The sequence below is a fragment of the Gandjariella thermophila genome (genome assembly GCF_005405885.1).
Classification (GTDB): domain Bacteria; phylum Actinomycetota; class Actinomycetes; order Mycobacteriales; family Pseudonocardiaceae; genus Gandjariella; species Gandjariella thermophila.
The window spans coordinates 21,033-37,534 of record NZ_BJFL01000005.1 but is presented as its reverse complement, the minus strand read 5'-3'; the positions used below and the strand labels follow the sequence as shown (position 1 = coordinate 37,534).

18 protein-coding genes and 1 riboswitch are annotated in these 16,502 nt (G+C 72.2%); of the genes, 5 read left to right on the top strand and 13 right to left on the bottom strand.

What is annotated here, in order from left to right; all coding sequences use genetic code 11:
* From FFT21_RS07380 to FFT21_RS07360, 5 genes are all read left to right on the top strand, one after another.
* On the top strand, nt 1–981 hold the full coding sequence (locus FFT21_RS07380) for a ribose-phosphate diphosphokinase (RefSeq protein WP_137813023.1): 981 nt from the start codon (nt 1–3) through the stop codon (nt 979–981).
* Between the two features lie 299 nt (nt 982–1,280).
* Complete coding sequence (locus tag FFT21_RS07375; protein ID WP_137813022.1) at nt 1,281–1,886, top strand: 50S ribosomal protein L25/general stress protein Ctc; 606 nt, start codon at nt 1,281–1,283, stop codon at nt 1,884–1,886.
* A 94-nt stretch (nt 1,887–1,980) separates the two neighbouring features.
* Entirely contained in the window at nt 1,981–2,475 is a 495-nt protein-coding gene (locus FFT21_RS30505; RefSeq protein ID WP_137813021.1) for a DivIVA domain-containing protein, read from the top strand.
* Nucleotides 2,465–3,070: an aminoacyl-tRNA hydrolase gene (pth, locus tag FFT21_RS07365; RefSeq protein WP_137813020.1), complete on the top strand. Its 606-nt coding sequence runs from the start codon at nt 2,465–2,467 to the stop codon at nt 3,068–3,070. Before FFT21_RS30505 ends, pth begins: the two co-directional genes overlap by 11 nt.
* A 110-nt stretch (nt 3,071–3,180) precedes the next feature.
* Complete coding sequence (locus tag FFT21_RS07360) at nt 3,181–3,477, top strand: DivIVA domain-containing protein (protein ID WP_137813019.1); 297 nt, start codon at nt 3,181–3,183, stop codon at nt 3,475–3,477.
* A 76-nt stretch (nt 3,478–3,553) separates the two neighbouring features.
* Here FFT21_RS07360 and FFT21_RS07355 read toward each other — a convergent pair whose 3' ends face one another.
* From FFT21_RS07355 to FFT21_RS30495, 13 genes are all read right to left on the bottom strand, one after another.
* Entirely contained in the window at nt 3,554–5,212 is a 1,659-nt protein-coding gene (locus FFT21_RS07355; protein WP_137813018.1) for a fatty acyl-AMP ligase, read from the bottom strand.
* Nucleotides 5,213–5,320: 108 nt separating this feature from the next.
* A complete protein-coding gene (locus FFT21_RS07350) occupies nt 5,321–6,121 on the bottom strand; it encodes a methyltransferase domain-containing protein (protein ID WP_225978177.1) in 801 nt (266 codons plus the stop codon).
* Between the two features lie 133 nt (nt 6,122–6,254).
* Complete coding sequence (locus tag FFT21_RS29605; protein ID WP_225978176.1) at nt 6,255–6,659, bottom strand: MvdC/MvdD family ATP grasp protein; 405 nt, start codon at nt 6,657–6,659, stop codon at nt 6,255–6,257.
* 449 nt (nt 6,660–7,108) lie between these two features.
* Nucleotides 7,109–7,258 carry a hypothetical protein gene (locus FFT21_RS28795; protein ID WP_153816543.1) on the bottom strand — a complete coding sequence of 50 codons (150 nt, stop codon included), beginning with the start codon at nt 7,256–7,258 and terminating at the stop codon, nt 7,109–7,111.
* Between the two features lie 18 nt (nt 7,259–7,276).
* Entirely contained in the window at nt 7,277–7,450 is a 174-nt protein-coding gene (locus FFT21_RS28790; RefSeq protein WP_153816542.1) for a hypothetical protein, read from the bottom strand.
* Nucleotides 7,450–7,773, bottom strand: coding sequence for a hypothetical protein (locus FFT21_RS07340; protein WP_137813017.1), 324 nt, complete (start codon nt 7,771–7,773; stop codon nt 7,450–7,452). Before FFT21_RS07340 ends, FFT21_RS28790 begins: the two co-directional genes overlap by 1 nt.
* Nucleotide 7,774: 1 nt before the next feature.
* Nucleotides 7,775–7,951: a hypothetical protein gene (locus FFT21_RS28785; protein ID WP_153816541.1), complete on the bottom strand. Its 177-nt coding sequence runs from the start codon at nt 7,949–7,951 to the stop codon at nt 7,775–7,777.
* Between the two features lie 183 nt (nt 7,952–8,134).
* Nucleotides 8,135–9,328 (bottom strand): helix-turn-helix domain-containing protein, encoded by a 1,194-nt coding sequence (locus FFT21_RS07335; RefSeq protein WP_307722904.1) that lies wholly within the window; start codon nt 9,326–9,328, stop codon nt 8,135–8,137.
* Nucleotides 9,329–9,466: 138 nt separating this feature from the next.
* Nucleotides 9,467–11,260, bottom strand: coding sequence for an ABC-F family ATP-binding cassette domain-containing protein (locus tag FFT21_RS07330; protein ID WP_225978175.1), 1,794 nt, complete (start codon nt 11,258–11,260; stop codon nt 9,467–9,469).
* Nucleotides 11,261–11,393: 133 nt separating this feature from the next.
* A complete protein-coding gene (locus tag FFT21_RS07325) occupies nt 11,394–12,356 on the bottom strand; it encodes a 4-(cytidine 5'-diphospho)-2-C-methyl-D-erythritol kinase (protein WP_137813015.1) in 963 nt (320 codons plus the stop codon).
* A 129-nt stretch (nt 12,357–12,485) separates the two neighbouring features.
* Nucleotides 12,486–13,490 (bottom strand): methionine ABC transporter ATP-binding protein, encoded by a 1,005-nt coding sequence (locus tag FFT21_RS07320; RefSeq protein ID WP_137813014.1) that lies wholly within the window; start codon nt 13,488–13,490, stop codon nt 12,486–12,488.
* A gap of 317 nt (nt 13,491–13,807) precedes the next feature.
* Nucleotides 13,808–13,900, bottom strand: a riboswitch (SAM riboswitch).
* Between the two features lie 152 nt (nt 13,901–14,052).
* The gene (rsmA, locus tag FFT21_RS07315) at nt 14,053–14,901 is read right to left on the bottom strand and encodes a 16S rRNA (adenine(1518)-N(6)/adenine(1519)-N(6))-dimethyltransferase RsmA (RefSeq protein WP_137813191.1); all 849 of its coding nucleotides are present in this window, start codon (nt 14,899–14,901) and stop codon (nt 14,053–14,055) included.
* Between the two features lie 80 nt (nt 14,902–14,981).
* Complete coding sequence (locus FFT21_RS30495) at nt 14,982–16,442, bottom strand: resuscitation-promoting factor (RefSeq protein WP_307722903.1); 1,461 nt, start codon at nt 16,440–16,442, stop codon at nt 14,982–14,984.
* Between the last annotated feature and the right edge of the window lie 60 nt (nt 16,443–16,502).

Below are 16,502 nucleotides of genomic sequence, written 5' to 3'. Positions count from 1 at the left end.
GTGAGCCCGAAGTCCGGCACGCCGAAGAAGAACCTGATGCTCTTCGCCGGCCGTTCGCACCTTGAGCTGGCGGAGGAGGTTGCGAAGCACCTCAATGTGACGATCACGCCTCAGTCGGCCTATGACTTCGCGAACGGGGAGATCTTCGTCCGGTTCGAGGAGTCCGTCCGCGGCTGCGACGCGTTCGTCATCCAGTCGCACTGCGACCCCATCAACAAGTGGATCATGGAACAGCTCATCATGGTGGACGCGCTGAAGCGGGCCAGCGCCAAGCGCATCACCGTGATCATGCCGTTCTACGGCTACGCGCGGCAGGACAAGAAGCACCGCGGCCGCGAGCCGATCACCGCGCGGCTGATCGCCGACATGTTCAAGACCGCGGGCGCGGACCGGATCATGACGGTCGACCTGCACACCGCGCAGATCCAGGGCTACTTCGACGGCCCGGTGGACCACCTGCTGGCCCAGACGCTGCTCGCCGACTACGTGCGGGAGGCGTACCCGGAGGAGAACATCACCGTGGTCTCCCCCGACTCCGGCCGGGTGCGGCTGGCGGAGAAGTGGGCCGACCAGCTCGGCGGCTGCCCGGTGGCATTCATCCACAAGACCCGCGACCCGCACAAGCCGAACGAGGCGGTGGCCAAGCGGGTGGTCGGCGACGTGCGGAACCGGCTCGCCGTGGTCATCGACGACATGGTGGACACCGGCGGCACCATCTCCAAGGCGGTGGAGCAACTGCTGAACGAGGGCGCCAAGGACGTGGTCATCGCGGCCACGCACGGCGTGCTGTCCGGCCCGGCCAGGGACCGGCTGGCCAACTGCGGCGCCCGGGAGGTGGTGTTCACCAACACCCTGCCCATCCCGGAAGAGAAGCGTTTCCCCACGCTGACCGTGCTGTCCATCGCCCCGCTGCTGGCCAGGGCGATCGAGCAGGTCTTCGAGGACGGTTCGGTGACCAACCTGTTCAACGGCAACGCCTGAGCCGAGCACCGACGGCGCCAGCGGGCGCGGACCGGTCCCGCCGGTCCGCGCCCGCGGCCGTTTCCGGGGTGGTGCGGCGTGGCTGGGTAACCCCGTTCGGTGGCGTTCCCCCTGGCGACATACACTGTTCGGGTTGCCTCGGCGAGGGCGGGCCTCGCGCCCGGCGTGATCGACGCGGCGGCTGGAGAGCCGCGCGCGTTCACGTCGATGCGCCCCCGCCGCCGAAGCCCGAAACCGTCCCGATCCGCACCCGAACCGACGGCTTTTAGTCCGCCCGACGCAGCAAGGAGAACACCCCCGTGTCCGAGGTCCGTCTCGCCGCCGAGCCGCGCACCGAGTTCGGTAAGGGCGCCGCCCGCCGCGCCCGTCGTGCCGGCAAGATTCCCGCGGTGCTCTACGGCCACGGCTCCGACCCGACGCACCTGGCACTGCCGGCGCTCGAGTTCGCCCGTGTGGTCCGTGAGCACGGCCATAACGTCGTACTTCGGCTCGACATCGCCGACAAGAGCCAGCTCGCGCTGACCAAGACCGTGACCACCCACCCGATCAAGAACTACATCGAGCACGTGGACCTGCTCGAGGTCTCCCGTGGCGAGAAGGTCACCGTCGCGGTGCCCGTGGTGGTCACCGGGGAGGCCGGCCCCGGCACCCTGGTCAACCAGGAGACCAACGAGCTGGAGGTGGAGGCCGACGCGCTGAACCTGCCCGAGCAGCTCGAGTACTCCGTGCACAACCTGGAGGCCGGCACCCAGATCACCGCCGGCCAGATCCCGCTGCCCGCCGGCACGACGCTGGTCAGCGACGCCGACACGCTCGTGGTGAACGTGACCGCGGCGCCGACCGCCGCGGAGATGGCGCCCGAGGAGGCCGCGGCCGCGGAGGCCGCCGAGGCCGAAGAAGGCTGAGTCCGCCACGTCGGGCAGAACAGGCGGCGCGCAACCCCCGGAGGGCGGGGGCGGCGCGCCGTTTGCGCATCCCGGTCCGCTCACCCCCGCCGACGTGCGCGGGGCGCGGTTCGCCCGCCCCGCCCGCGGCCGTCGCGGCTACGAGGCGGACCAGGTGGACGCCTTCCTCGAGTTGGCCGCCGAGGCACTGGCCGGGCGGGCCCGGCTGACCCCGGAGCAGGTGCGGTCGGTGCTGTTCGCGGTGGCTCCCCCGGGGCGGGGCTACGACCAGCGGCAGGTGGACCACCTGCTGGACCGTGTCGAGTGGCAGCTCGCCACCGGCAGGATCGCCCCGACCCGGTTACGCACCGGCGCCGACCTCCGCGCCGTGCGGTTACCCCGGTCGCTGCGCGGCTACGATGCCAGAGAGGTGGACGCCTTCCTGGACCGCGCGTCGTCCACCCTGGACGGTCACGGTGGGATGACCTCGTTCGAGGTGCGGAGCACCCGGTTCGCCGTCGCCACCGGCCTGCACCGCGGTTACCGGCGGGACGCGGTCGACGCGCTGTTGGACGAGTTGGAGCAGGAGCTGCGCAGTCGTGGTCGATAACCTGCCCGGGCGGGACACCGGCGCGGAGAGCGATCTGGTGCTCGTGGTGGGCCTGGGGAACCCGGGACCGCAGTACGCGGGCAACCGGCACAACGTCGGGTTCATGGTGCTGGACGAGCTGGGCGCCCGGGTCGGCGGGAAGTTCAAGGCGCACAAGAGCAACACCGAGGTGCTGGAGGGCCGCCTGGCCGGCCGGCGGGTGGTGCTGGCCAAGCCGCGCTCGTACATGAACCTCTCCGGCGGCCCGGTCGCCGGCGTCGCCCGGTTCTACAAGCTCGCGCCGGGCGCCACGGTCGTGGTGCACGACGAGCTGGACCTGCCGTACGGCTCGGTGCGGCTGAAGCTGGGCGGCGGCGAGAACGGGCACAATGGGCTGCGGTCGGTCTCCAAGTCGCTGGGCACCCGGGACTACTACCGGGTCCGGTTCGGCGTGGGCCGGCCACCGGGGCGGATGGACCCGGCCGACTGGGTGCTGCGCGACTTCTCCGCCGCCGAGCGCAAGGAACTGCCGTTCGCGGTGGACCGGTGCGCCGACGCGGTGGAGGCGCTGATCGGCAAGGGCCTGGAGGCGGCGCAGAACGCCTTCCACGGCTGAACGGCCCCGGCCGGGTGACGGAATTTCACCCGATCTGGCCGCGTGTCGCGCGGGAATCCGGTTGCGTGCGTAGCGTCCGAGATCATCACGTGCTCCCGCGGGAGGTTCCGATGAGTCTTGGACCGGACGAGGTTCGCGACGTGGTGTTCGACCGGGCGTGGCTGGCGCGCCGCGGTTACGACGAGGCCGCGGTGGACGCGCTACTGGATCGGCTGGAGGCCACCCTGCGCGGGCTGGACGACCTGAGCGCGGAGGAGGTCAACGAGGCCACGTTCCCCCGGCCCCGGCTGGGTCGGCGCGGCTACTCGGCCCGCGCCGTGGACGACTTCCTGACCCGCGCACGGGCCGCCCTGCGCCGCCGACGCCGAGCGGGTCGACGGCTCCCTTCAACGCGTTCAGCGGGCTGAACGGCGGTTTCCACGGCCCTGAAACCCCCGTTGAGCCTGCTGAACGCGGGGAGGGGCGCACGCGGCAGGACAGGGGTCAGCCGGCCAGCTGCGCGGCGACCCGCTCGCCGGCGGCGGCGCGGCGCAGCTTGCCGGACGGCGTCTTCGGGAGGCTGCCCGGGGGCAGTACCACCACGGCCGCCGGCCTGACCTCCACGGCGTCCATCACCCGGGCGGCGACCGCCCTGCGCAGCTCCGCCTCGGCCGCTTCGTCGCCCGCCGAGCCGGACTCGACCACCACGGCGAACCGCTCCCGGCGGGTGCCCGCGTCGAGCCGCACGGCGACCGCGTTGCCGGCCCGCACGCCCGCCACCGAGCAGGCCGCGCGCTCGATGTCGGTGGGGTAGATGTTGCGGCCGCCCATGATGATCACGTCCTTGATCCGGCCGCACACCACCACCTGGTCGCCGACCAGGTAACCCAGATCGCCAGTGTCCAGCCAGCCTTCGGCGTCCCGGGTGGGCACCGGGCCGTCCACGGTGAGGTAGCCGGGGCTGACCGAACTGCCGCGCAGCGCGAGCCGGCCGACCTCACGGTCGCCGAGCACCCGGCCGTCCTCGCCGACCACCCGCACCTCGATGCCGTTCAGCGGCCGGCCCAGCAGCGGGAAGGCCCGGGTGGCGCGGCCCTCGGCGGCCGGCATCGCGCGCCGCCGCAACTCCAGTTCCTCGGCGTCGATCACGTCGATGACCATGCCGGACCCCAGCGGCGCGAAGGTCACCCCGAGGGTGGCCTCGGCCATGCCGTAGGCGCACATCACCGCCTCCGGGCGCAGCCCGAACCGGGCGCCGGCCTCGGTGAACGCCGCCACCGCGTCCGGGTCGATCGGCTCCGCGCCGTTGAGCGCGATGCGCAGCGAGGACAGGTCGTACCCGGCGTCGGCGTCCGCCCTGGCCAGCCGCTTGCCGACGATGGCGTAGGCGAAGTTGGGCGCCGCGGTGGCGCTGCCGCGGTACTTGGTGATGAGTTCCGGCCACAGCAGCGGGCCGCGCAGAAAGTCCGCCGGGGTGACCTTGACCAGCTCCACGCCGAACGTCATCGGCAGGGTGAGGAAGCCGACCATGCCCATGTCGTGGAACAGCGGCAGCCAGGACACCATCACGTCCCGGCCGGTGTCCAGCTTGGCGGCGTCCAGCATGCCGGTCATGTTGGCCATCAGGTTGCCGTGGGTGATCCGCACCGCCTTCGGCTCGGCGGTGGACCCGCTGGTGAGCTGGAGCAGGGCGACGTCGTCCTCGCCGACCTCGGCCGGCGCCCCGATCGGCTCGCCGGCCAGCCCGTCCAGCAGCCGGTAGGCGATGCCGTGCTCGTCGAGCACGTTGGCCAGCTCGTCGAACGGCGAGCCGAGTAGCACCAGCTTGGCGCCGATCACGCCGAGGACGCGCAGCGTGTCGGCGGCCCAGGTGGCCAGGTCGGTGCGGGGCGTCGGCTGGTGCAGCATGGTCACGCTGCCACCGGCCAGCCACGTCGCCTGCGCCGCCGAGGCGATGGCCAGCGGCGCGGCGGCGAGCACCGCGACCGCAGATCCGGGCCGCACGCCCTGCTCGGCCAGTGCGCCGGCGATCCGCCTGGCCCGGTCGTGCACCTCGGCCCAGGGGGTCCGCACCGGCTCCGCCGGCTCGCCGGTGACGATCGCCCGGTCCCGTCCCGCCGGCCCGGTGGCCGTGCCCACCAACGTGTCCACGAAGCGACTCATGCTGGCGAGCTTAGGGCGGGACACGGCACGGCGTGATGGCGTTCATACCGCAAGTCAGTTGCGTTTCGCCCGCGGTATCGGCCCAAGCCCGTGGGTCAGCCGCCCACGTCACCGGGCGAACGTGGCTACCACTTGCCCGGGCTCATCGAGCCACACGGTGTGCTCGCCGTACGCGGTGACCGTCAGCCCGAACCGGTCCCACCCGGGCTCGCCCCAATCCCGCCACCGCCGGTAGGCGTGCTCGACGGCGTCCCACAGCCGCGTGGGGCCGGCTTGCGCGACCGCGCGAGGCTCGGTCTCGGCGGTGTCGATCTCGGCCCATGATCCGTCGCCTGCGGTCAGCCGGGCGGCCACGGGCTGATAGTCGTCATCGAGGCGGTAGCCGACGTCGACCGGGGTGCCGTTCGTGAGGCAGGCCAGGAACCAGGGCACGGGCTGTTCCCACGCGACGGCCGGCAGGCTGGTCGTGGTGCACGTGGGCGCCTCGCTGGTGGGACTGGCGCGCGGCGGCTCGGGTTGGTCGGGGTGGCGCATGTCCATGAACCACGCCTGTCCGGCGTCGAACCGTCCTTCGGCGACCTCGCCGCGCTTGCGCACGAGCACGAGGTTGCCGGCGGCAGGGTTGAGCTTGACGTCGGCGAGGATCAGGCCGTCATCGACCAGTTGGTCGAGCCACGCACGCGGGATGTGCGACACGGCCACGGTAGCCATGATCCGGTCGAACGGCGCGCGGTCCGGGATTCCTTCGATGCCGTCCCCGGTGCGTAGGACGGGCCGGTAGCCCAGCGAGGCGAGCCGCTGCCTGGCGGCCTCGGTGTAGTCGATGTCGATGCTGGACACGTGCTGGTCCCCAAGGCCGGCGCACAACAGCGCGGTGTTGTAGCCGGTGCCGGTGCCGATCTCCAGCACCCGGCGACGAACTCGGGAACAAACACGTGGCGCGGGGTCGCTCGAAATGCCGCCTGCCAACGCGGCGAGGACAGTTTTCCTTTCGCGGTCAGCTCGTCGGCCAACCGGGAAAGCAGCATTTCCCAGTCGAGGCTCATGACGTCGTCCCCCTGGCGAGCAGGTCGGCGAGCTGGGCCGTGATCGGCACGCCCGTCACGTCTTCCAACCATCCGTACTGTCCTCCGGCGTTGACTTCGAGGAACGTCCAGCCGTTCGCCCCGATCACGAAGTCGAGCGCACCGTAGACCAGACCCATGTCCTTCATCAGCCCGCGCACGCCGGCCACGACGTGTTCGGGTGGTTCGATCAGCTCGTAGCGCAGGTTGTCGTAATCAGTACGCCAGTCGACGTAGCCCGTGGCGCTCGTTGCGTGGATGGCCACGGTGGTGAACTGGTCCCCCACGACGATCATGCGCGCCTCGTGCGTCTTGTCGATCCAGCGCTGGAACAGGTGCGTGGTCTGCTCGATCCCGCGCAGGTCATCCGAGGTCTGCCGCATCGACCACCCGCGTGTAGGCGAGTTTGCGCCCCCCGGCCTCGACGATCGAGTTCGAGCCGAGCACCTTCGTCACGGTCGTCGGTCGTGCCGCGTCCGGCGAACCCGCGGACGGACGCCGGGTCGTTGCTGATCAACGTGTCGGAGACGGTCAGCCCGTGCCGGGCGGCGAGCGCGAGTTGCGCGGGCTTGTAGGCGGCGTCGGCCAGCCGCGCCGGGTGGTTGATCCACAGCACCGGTAACGAGGTGAGGATGCCGCCGAGTCCGTACTTGGCTTCCGGGTTGGCGAATCCGCGCTCGGCCGAGGTCATCCCGACCGGGAACCGGTACGCCTTCGGGGATCGGAACCACGCGGTATCGACCCGATGCACCACGGTGTCGCGCCCGTGCAGGGCGCGCACCATCGCGTCGGCGCACGGGTCGCGTTCGTCCGCGAGGACCAAGGACCGACATCAGATCTGGAACGGCTCGTCGGGCACGAAGTCGTAACTGAAGTCTTCCGAGGGCCCTTCGTCGCCATCGAGGTTGGTCTTGTTCTTCACCGTTGGCGGTCCGGCCTCGATCAGCGGGCGGCCGGTCCCGTCGACCGAGGTCTGCGTCATGTGGTCGTAGCGGACCACTCACGCAGGCATTGCCGGGGCGGGCGGCTGCGCCAGCATCCCGCGCAGCGCCCACGGGCGAACCCCGGCTCGTGAGGGCTGGTCGGTGCTGGTGCGGTCGAACGGCGCGCCCAGCGGGAACTGCCCGCTATGCGAGGCGATCGGGTCGAATGCGAATCCGGCTGCTGCTGTCATTACGTGTCCTTCCTTGTCCTGGTCACCAGGTGCTGCTCGGCACTCTGGGAACAGAGCGAAGGGGGTGTAGTGGTCCAGGCGATTGCCTCGCGCACCGTCCCCACCTCGCTCCAGAAAGCCCGCGCGCCCGGCCACATCGTGTCGACGTGGGCGGTGCCGGCGTGGTCGCCGTACAGGTAAAGCAGAACCACGTGCGTTGCCGTGGAACGTTGACCAGCCAGGGCGACGGTGTGACGCTCCCTGATCGGCCACCACTCCCACTGATCGATATCTGGCAGTGCCGAGAGTTCGGGGTGATACTCGAGCACCGTGGCGGTGTCCACGTCAGCCGCTCACAGGGAGTTCGACGGCGGGCTGTTCGGCGGCCGCGCTGCGGCGGAGGCGGATGGCGTGCGCCAACTGGTCGAGTGCGTGAGCCAGGGCGTCCTGCTCGGCAACCGGGTAGGAGCCCGTTGGGAGCCGGTGCGCCGCGTCGGCCAGCAACCATTCGGCTTGACGCATCCACACCGCCAGGGTGCGTGCGTCAGGTACGCGCGGGCTCACCGCTGGCCTTTCAGCGCGTCCAAGAGCATCAAGCGCGCGGCTGGATCGACACCGACCACGACTTATCACCTCCCGTGTCGGGAGGAACGCTAAGAGTGGCCTACGTGGTGCTCTTCACAGCTTGTGAAGCGGGGCGATCTATCATCCGCTCGGAGCAACTCCAATACGCCAGGCGAGGCCCCGCAGCTCTCGCCCACCAGCGTCGCGCCGGGCCGCGCTCAGCAGGTTCGTCACTGCTTCCCGTACGAACGGGTTGTTACGGAGTTGCTGGGGGGCCAGCTTCTCGGCCTGCAGGAGGGCACGCAGGCCGCGCTCTTGCGTCTTGCGCTCGGCGAGCAGACCACGTCCGTAGTCGATCCAGAATGCCGCCGCCCGGGACTGTGTGATGGTTTCCGGTCGCACCGTCTGGGCGACTTCGGCAACCTTCGCGCCCTGGCCCAACTCGACCCCGATCGCCACCCGCCAGATGCCCACGTTGGTCCGACCGAACTGGACGTGCCCCCACGGGCTCACATCTGGCTCGATCAGCTCGGCGATGGCCGCCGCTTCACTCAGGTGCGTCTCGGCCACATCCGCCTTGCCCTGCGCAGCCGAGGCAAGTGCCGCGGTCAAGTTCGCCATGCCGCGGGTCTCCGGCCGCGCATGAGGCATGTCGGCGGCGGCCACCGCTAGTTGGTACTGGCGGGGCCGGTTCGACCCACTCAGGACGTGCGCCCGTGCCCAGGACACGAACGAGCACCACACGGGGTCGTCCAGTTCTTCGGCGACGCGACGCATCCGCTCCACGGCCAGCGTGGGCAACCCGGCAAACCGCAGACGCTTCGCCACGTTCGACGCCGCGTGGTACGCGTACATCAGCCCAATGAGGGCATCCTGGCGCGTCGTGGGGTCGGTCGCAGCGACCAGCAGGTCACGGATCAGGTCGGGCAGAAGTGCTGTCTGCGCGGAGTAGTCCGAGTTCGGTCGAAGCTTGGACGTGAGTAGGTCCACGTCTGCCCGCACCTGCGGCCACGGCCGCCCGGGCACCTCGGGTACCTCGCCGAGCCACCAGCCCGATACTGCGTCCTCCACGGCCGCCATGGTTTGGTTGGCCGCGTTGGACGTCGAGCTGGTCGTCTCGTACGGGCCGCCGATCAACTCGACGGGGGAAACCTTTAACGCCTTCGCCAAGGCTTCCAGGACAGAGCGCTTGGTGACGGGACGCTGCCCGCGCTCAATCATGCTGAGGTACGACACGGAGATGCCCGCCAGTCCTGCCGTCGCTGTCAGGCTCATCCCGCGCCACGTGCGGATCTCCCGGACTCGGCGGCCGATGTGTACGTCCTCGATGTCCACGGCGAGTACCGTCCCTCTTGGCGGAGTCGTGGCTGTCGCCCCTCTTCGCGGAAGCCCCGGGGCCGGCCAGGGCGTGACCTCGGCGAAGAGGATCGAGGTCAGGGTACTCGGGACGGCGTCGGTTGAACGCCCTTGCTCCTAGTCGGCCGTTTCGGCGAGTTCCAGCCAGCGTTGCTCGACCTCGGCCTTCTCCGCCAGCACGGCGCGTAGTTCGGCGTCCAGGGTGAGCAGCCGGTCCGGGTCGGTGGCCGCCTCGGCGAGCGCGGCGTGCAGCTCGGTCTCCCGCCGGGCGAGCGTGTCCAGCCGCCGTTCCAGCCGGGCTAGTTCCTTGCGCGCGGCGCGCTGCTCGGCGGCGCTCGGGCCGGCCTTCGGCGCAGGCGCGGACGGGGCGGGGCCGGGCTGGCTGGCCCGCTCCGCCTCGGCCTGCTCGGCGCGGCGGCGCAGGTACTCGTCGATGCCGCCGGGCAGGTCGATGATCCGGCCGTCGCCGAGCAGCGCGACCACCCGGTCGCACACCCGCTCCACCAGGTACCGGTCGTGCGAGACGACGACCAGCGTGCCGGCCCAGCCGTCCAATAGGTCCTCGAGCTGTTGCAGGGTGTCGATGTCGAGGTCGTTGGTGGGCTCGTCGAGCAGCAGCACGTTCGGCTCGGCCATGAGCAGCCGGGCGAGCTGCAGCCGGCGGCGCTCGCCACCGGAGAGGTCCCGCACCGGGGTCCACTGCCGGCCCTGCGGGAAGCCGAGCCGCTCGGCGAGCTGGGACGCGGACAGCTCGTGCCGGCCGAGCACCACCCGCCGGGCGACCTCCTCGACGGCCTCCAGCACGCGCAGCTCGCCGGGCAGGTCGGAGAGTTCCTGGGTGAGGTGGGCGAGCCGGACGGTCTTGCCCTCGATCCGCCGGCCCCGCTCCGGCTCGGTCTCCCCGGCGAGCAGGTTGAGCAGGGTGGTCTTGCCGGAGCCGTTCACCCCGACCAGGCCGATCCGGTCGCCGGGCCCGATCCGCCAGGTGACGTCCTTGAGCAGGATGCGCGGCCCGGCGGTGAGGACGACGTCCTCCAGCTCCAGCACGGTCTTGCCCAGCCGGCGGCGGGCGAAGCTGACCAGCTCGACGGTGTCCCGGGGCGGTGGCACGTCGTTGATCAGTGCCTCCGCGGCCTCGATCCGGAACCGCGGCTTGGAGGTGCGGGCCGGGGCGCCGCGGCGCAACCAGGCCAGCTCCTTGCGGGCCAGGTTGCGCCGCTTCTCCTCGGCGGCCTCGGCCAGCCGGGCCCGTTCCGCCCTGGCGAAGACCCAGTCCGCGTAGCCGCCCTCGTACTGCTCGACCCGGCCGCCGACCACCTCCCAGGTGTTGGTGCAGACGGTGTCCAGGAACCAGCGGTCGTGGGTGACCACGACAAGCGCGCAGCGGCGGGCCAGCAGGTGGTCGGCGAGCCAGCGCACGCCCTCCACGTCCAGGTGGTTGGTGGGCTCGTCCAGCACCACCAGGTCGAGTTCGCGGACCAGCGCGGCGGCCAGCGCGACCCGGCGCCGCTCGCCCCCGGACATGGTGTCCACCGGGGCGTCCATGCCGAGCGCGGTGAGACCGAGGCCGTCGAGCACGGCTCGCACCCGCGGGTCGGCGGCCCACTCGTGCTCGGCGACGAACCCCAGCGGGTCGAGCACCGCCTGCCGCACGGTGGCGCCCTCGGGCAGCTCGGTGCGCTGGGTGACCACGGCCATGCGCAGCCCGCGGGTGCGGCTCACCCGCCCGGCGTCCGGCGGCCCGATCCCACTGAGCACCTCCAGCAGCGTGGTCTTGCCGCCGCCGTTCAGGCCCACCACGCCGATCCGCTGGCCCTCGCCGACCCCGAGCGAGACGTCGTCGAGCAGCGGCCGGACGCCGTAGCTCTTGTGCACACCTTCGAGGTTGACCAGGTTGACCGGATTGGCCACGAACGCTCCCTTGTCCGCGAGCTTTCCGCAGTTTCGGTGCCCGTTCCGCGAACGCGCTTCGCCCTGGCGCGTTCCCGCGCTCGTCATCGCGGGTCCCGTCGGTGACCTCGGGGCGAGGGCGTTCGACGCTCGGCTACGCGTGAACCTGTGGCGGGGTGGGGCGCGTCTCCTCGCCGCCGACCGTCCTGGCGCCCGGCACCGGGCCCTGCGCCACCCGCACGGTACGGCACACGCCGGCGCCGGAAAGCTCGGCGGCCACCTCGACGGCGGACTGCGCATCACCGCAGAGGAACGCGCAGGTCGGCCCGGAACCGGAGACGATGCCGGCGAGCGCGCCGGCGGACACCCCGGCGCGCAGGGTACGCCGCAGGCCGGGCCGCAGCGACACCGCGGCGGCCTGCAGGTCGTTGCCCAGCAGCAGGGCGAGCTGCCTCGGGTCGCCGGTGGCCAGCGCCTCCAGCAGCGGTTCCACGCTGCCCACCCGGGGCGGGTCGCCCTCGGCGCGCAACCGGTCGAGTTCGGTGTAGACGTCCGGAGTGGACAGTCCGCGGCGGTCGAAGGCGAGCACCCAGTGGTAGGTGTGCCGGGACAGCACTGGCACGATCTGCTCGCCCCGGCCGGTGCCCAGCGCGTTCCCGCCGTGCAGCAGGAACGGCACGTCGCTGCCCAGCTTGGCGGCGATCGTGGCCAGCTCGTCCCGCCCCATCTCCAGCCGCCACAGCGAGGCCAGCGCGACCAGCGTGGCCGCGGCGTCCGCGCTGCCGCCGGCCATCCCGCCGGCCACCGGGATGCCCTTGCGGATGGCCACCCGCACCTTCGGATCGTCCGGGTCCCTGCCGACGTGCGTGGCGAGCGTCTGCACCGCGCGCCAGGCCAGGTTGGACGCGCCGGCGGGCACTGCGGCGGAGCCCTCGCCGACCACCTCCACGCCCGGTTCCTCGGCGACGGACACGGTGACGTCGTCGGTGAGCGCCACGGCCTGGAACACCGTGCAGAGGTCGTGGTACCCGTCCCCGCGCACGTCACCGACGCCGAGGTGCAGGTTGAGTTTGCCGGGGACGCGAACGGTCACGGGAGATGGGACTACGGCCAGCACACCTGCAGCCTACGTGCGTTTCCTTAAGTGGTGGCCGGGATCATCGGTTCCAGCCCCGCCTGCGGCGGGCTCGGCGGGGTTGGCCGAACGTGGCAACCTCGCCGAGCCCGCCGCGGGACGTGTCGGAGGTCACGCCGCGACGCCCTGCGGCCCCCTCGGGGTGCGGTGCACCACCGCGCCGGAGTCGGAGATCCACTCCAGTGCGGAGTCGGCGCGCTCGCCGGACAGGCCGATCCGGAACCGGGCCACCGGGGTGTCACCCAGCCGGGTCATGCCGCCGCCGAGCACGGCCAGCCGCACGTCGAACCGGTTCGCCGCCTCCGGCAGCAGCGCCCCGATCGCCGCGAAGCCGACCAGCAGCACGTCGGCGACCCGGTCGTGGCCGGAGGTGGGGATCTCCCCGTCCAGCGGGAGCAACGCGGCGGAGGTGCGCGTGCGCGGGTCGCGGACCAGGTCGAGCAGGGCGCCCCGCTCGACCACCCGGCCGCGGTCCAGCACCGTCACCGCGTCGCAGACCCGCCGCGCCACGGTAAGGTCGTGGGTGACCAGGACGACGGTCACCCCCTCCTCGGCGCGGGCCCGGTCGAGCAGGGTGAGCACGGCACCGCCCGAGTCCGGGTCCAGGGCGGCGGTGGGCTCGTCGGCGAGCAGCACGGCCGGCCGGCCGGCCAGTGCCCTGGCCACCGCGACGCGCCGGCGCTGCCCCGGGGAGAGCTGTTCCGGGTGGTCGTCCGCCCGGCCGGTCAGTCCGGCCAGGTCGAGCAGTTCGGCCACGCGGTCCTTGCGCGCCGGCCCTGGCACGCCGGCGGCCTCCAGCGGCAGCGCGATGTTGCCGGCCACGGTCCGCTGCCGGACCAGCGCTCGCGTCTCGGGGACCACGCCGATCTGCCGGCGGGCGGCACGCAACTGGCTGCCGCCCAGGGTGACCAGGTCGGTGCCGTCCAGCCGGATGGCGCCGCTGTCCGGCCGCTCCCGCAGCGCCAGGCACCGGGCCAGGGTGGACTTGCCGGCGCCGCTGGGGCCGACGACGCCGCACACCGCGCCGGCGGGGACGTCCAGGGTGACGTGGTCCAGGGCGAGCACGGCTCCACGCCGGCCGGGAAATGACTTGGTGAGGTTCTCGACTGTGATCACGTTGGCTCCACGGCGGCACGCGGCAGCGCGGCGCGGTCGGCGCCGGCTACCGTCCTGAATGGACAGTCCGGATCGGGCGGGAAATCAGACAGGAGCTCGCGCGAAAGCGCGGGCGGAGTCAGCGGAGACGGGTTAGGCCCGCTGGCTACGCCGCCGGGCTACATGCGGTCACGGTGCGGCGGCACTGATCGACGCAACGGCGCCGGACGAGTTTCGGCGGGGTCCGCAGCACCCGCGCGACGTGCCCGTCCGCTCCTGCTTCCGCGACGTCGCGGGGTGGTCGCCGCACCGGCCGAGGCTCGAGTTCGCACATAGAGACTCCATCGCTCCTGGCGTTAGCACCTGCCCACCGAGGTGGATGGTTGCTGCGGCGTCGAAGAGCCAGGTCTCTCGGCCGCTCGGGATGGACGCACCTAGCAGTACAACCGACCGACCGGATGATCGCAAGGGTAGGAACATCAAATTCGGCGGTTCGTCTGCCAGGTCACAGGCACGCCACCGATTCCCCGGTGTGGCAACCGGCCAGCCGTCGCATTCCGGACCCGTCGAACGGCGCAGCGGATCACACCCGCACCGCGGCCTCGGCGATGCGGGCGAAGTCGGCGATGCCGAGTTGCTCGCCGCGGGTGGCCGGATCGACGCCGGCGGCGGCCAGCAGCCGGCCGGCCCGCTCCGCGGATCCGGCCCAGCCGGCCAGCGCGGCGCGCAGCGTCTTGCGCCGCTGCGCGAAGGCGGCGTCGACCACGGCGAACACCTCGGCGCGCGGCGCGGCCGACGGCGGCGGCCGGCGGGTCAGCGCGACCAGCGCGGAGTCCACGTTGGGCACCGGCCAGAACACCGCCCTGGGCACCGGGCCGGCCCGCCGCGCCTCGGCGTACCAGGCCAGCTTGGCGCTTGGCACGCCGTACACCCGGCTGCCGGGCCCGGCCGCCATCCGGTCGGCCACCTCGGACTGCACCATGACCAGGCCGCGGGCCAGCGTGGGCACCTCCTCCAGCAGGTGCAGCACCACCGGCACGGCCACGTTGTAGGGCAGGTTGGCCACCAGCGCGGTGGGCGCCGGCCCGCCGGCGGTCAGGTCCCCGGCACGGACCCGCATCGCGTCGGCCGGCACCACCCGCAGCCGGTCGGCCGTCCCGGGGGCGTACTCGGCCACGGTGCGCGGCAGCCGCCCGGCGAGCACCCGGTCGACCTCCACGGCGACCACCGAGCGGCAGCACGGCAGCAGGGCCAGCGTCAGCGAGCCGAGCCCCGGGCCGACCTCCAGCACGACGTCGTCCCCGGACACCGCGGCGGCGGCCACGATGCGCCGCACCGTGTTCGGGTCGTGCACGAAGTTCTGCCCGAGCCGCTTGGTGGGCCGCAGCCCCAGTTCGTCGGCGAGCCGGCGGACGTCGGCCGGACCGAGCAGCCGCGCCTGCGGCGGCACCGGAGAACCGGGTGCCGGCGGTTCGGGCGCCGGGGAGTTGTCAGCCACCCCCGGATTGTCCGTCAGGCCAGGCCGACCTTCTTCGAGCACACCGGCCAGGCGCTGTACCCGCCGCGCTCGTCCCGCACCTTGGTGGCGATGGCGATCTGCTGCTCGCGGGTGGCCAGGTCGGGCCGAGGCGCGTACTGGGTGCCGCCGTGCGAGGACCAGGTCTGCAGGTCGAACTGCAGGCCGCCGTAGTACCCGTTGCCGGTGTTGGCCGCCCAGTTGCCACCGGACTCGCACTGCGCGAGCCGGTCCCACTCGGCACCGTCCGGCGGCTGCTGGGTGCCGACCTTGACGATCTTCGGCTTGGGCGGGGTGATGACCTTCACGCCGATCTGCTCGCGGCCGGTCTGCTTGCCGTTGATCGTCGTGATCCGGAAGGTGACGATCTGCTGGCCGGGCGTGCCCGGGTCGACGACCTGCTGCTCGCCCTTCATCATCGTCGGGTCCTGGATCTGCTGCACCGGCGGGTCGATCGGCATGGTCTGGTTGACCACGGTGACGCCGGTGCGGCTGATGTGGATCTCGGCGCCGGTGGTGATCCGCTGGTCCAGGCCCGGGTCGACCGAGTCCTGCGGGCCGAGGTTGAGCCCCAGGCCGGCGAGCATCTCCCGGACGGTGACCGCGTTCGTGGTGAGCGGCCTCGGGTCGTTGGCGCCGTCGAAGAGGGTGACCTGCTTGGCCGTCTTGATCTCGAGGTTCATTCCCTCGAGCGGGATCTGCGTGCCGGGCTGGGCGGACAGCCACGCGCCCTGCACCGGCAGGTTGAGCTGGCGCAGCGCGTCGCCGACGGTGTGCGCCTTGACCCACTGGTCCTGCCGCTGGCCGTCCACGGTGACGTGCAGCAGCCGGCCGCGCTGCAGGACGATCTTGCCGCCGTCGCCGACCTTCGCATTCGGCGAGGGGCTGAGCATGTCGTGCGCGCCGGGGCTGATGCCCTCGCTGCGCAGCACGTCGCCGACGGTGCCGGCGTAGGTGCGGACGCTGTGCTCCTGGCCGTCCACGTCGACCGTGACGGACTTCTCCATCGCCACCGCGGCGGCACCGCCGCCGGTGAGCGAAAGCAGGATCGCGGCGACCGACGCGCGCAGGAAGCGGCGCTTCCAGCGGCCGGTGGCCGTGCCCGCGTCGGCGTCCGCGAGTTCCGGTTCCGCCTCGGCCTCGGGCTCGCCTTCCTCGATGACCCGCAGGAACTCGTCGGTCATCGCGGGGAGGACCGTGGTCTCCGCGTTGAGCAGGCCGACAAGCTCGTCGAGCGTGACGTTGGCGGCGGCGAGCAGGTCGTCCGCGTCTGGGCCGAGAACCTCGAGCACGTCGTCCGTGGTGACGTGCATCAGTTCGGCCGGTGTGCGCCGGCGGGGGCGCTCCTGCAGCGCTAACCCGGTGTGCGCGCCACCCGTGTTGAACCAGGTGGTCGGCGCGTCGTCCAGCACGCCGGTGACGCCGCCATACCTGCGGGGCCAGGCAGTTCCACTCACAGGGCCGTTACCTCCACACGGGTTCCGCGACCAGCGCAGCGACCGGCCGATCAACGCCGT

Excerpts from the sequence above, each read along its gene's own strand:
- FFT21_RS07360 (WP_137813019.1), top strand. The coding sequence starts at position 3,181 with ATGAGTCTTGGACCGGACGAGGTTCGCGACGTGGTGTTCGACCGGGCG.
- FFT21_RS07355 (WP_137813018.1), bottom strand. The coding sequence starts at position 5,212 with ATGAGTCGCTTCGTGGACACGTTGGTGGGCACGGCCACCGGGCCGGCG.
- FFT21_RS29605 (WP_225978176.1), bottom strand. The coding sequence starts at position 6,659 with ATGCGGCAGACCTCGGATGACCTGCGCGGGATCGAGCAGACCACGCAC.
- FFT21_RS28795 (WP_153816543.1), bottom strand. The coding sequence starts at position 7,258 with ATGACGCAGACCTCGGTCGACGGGACCGGCCGCCCGCTGATCGAGGCC.
- FFT21_RS28790 (WP_153816542.1), bottom strand. The coding sequence starts at position 7,450 with ATGACAGCAGCAGCCGGATTCGCATTCGACCCGATCGCCTCGCATAGC.
- FFT21_RS28785 (WP_153816541.1), bottom strand. The coding sequence starts at position 7,951 with ATGCGTCAAGCCGAATGGTTGCTGGCCGACGCGGCGCACCGGCTCCCA.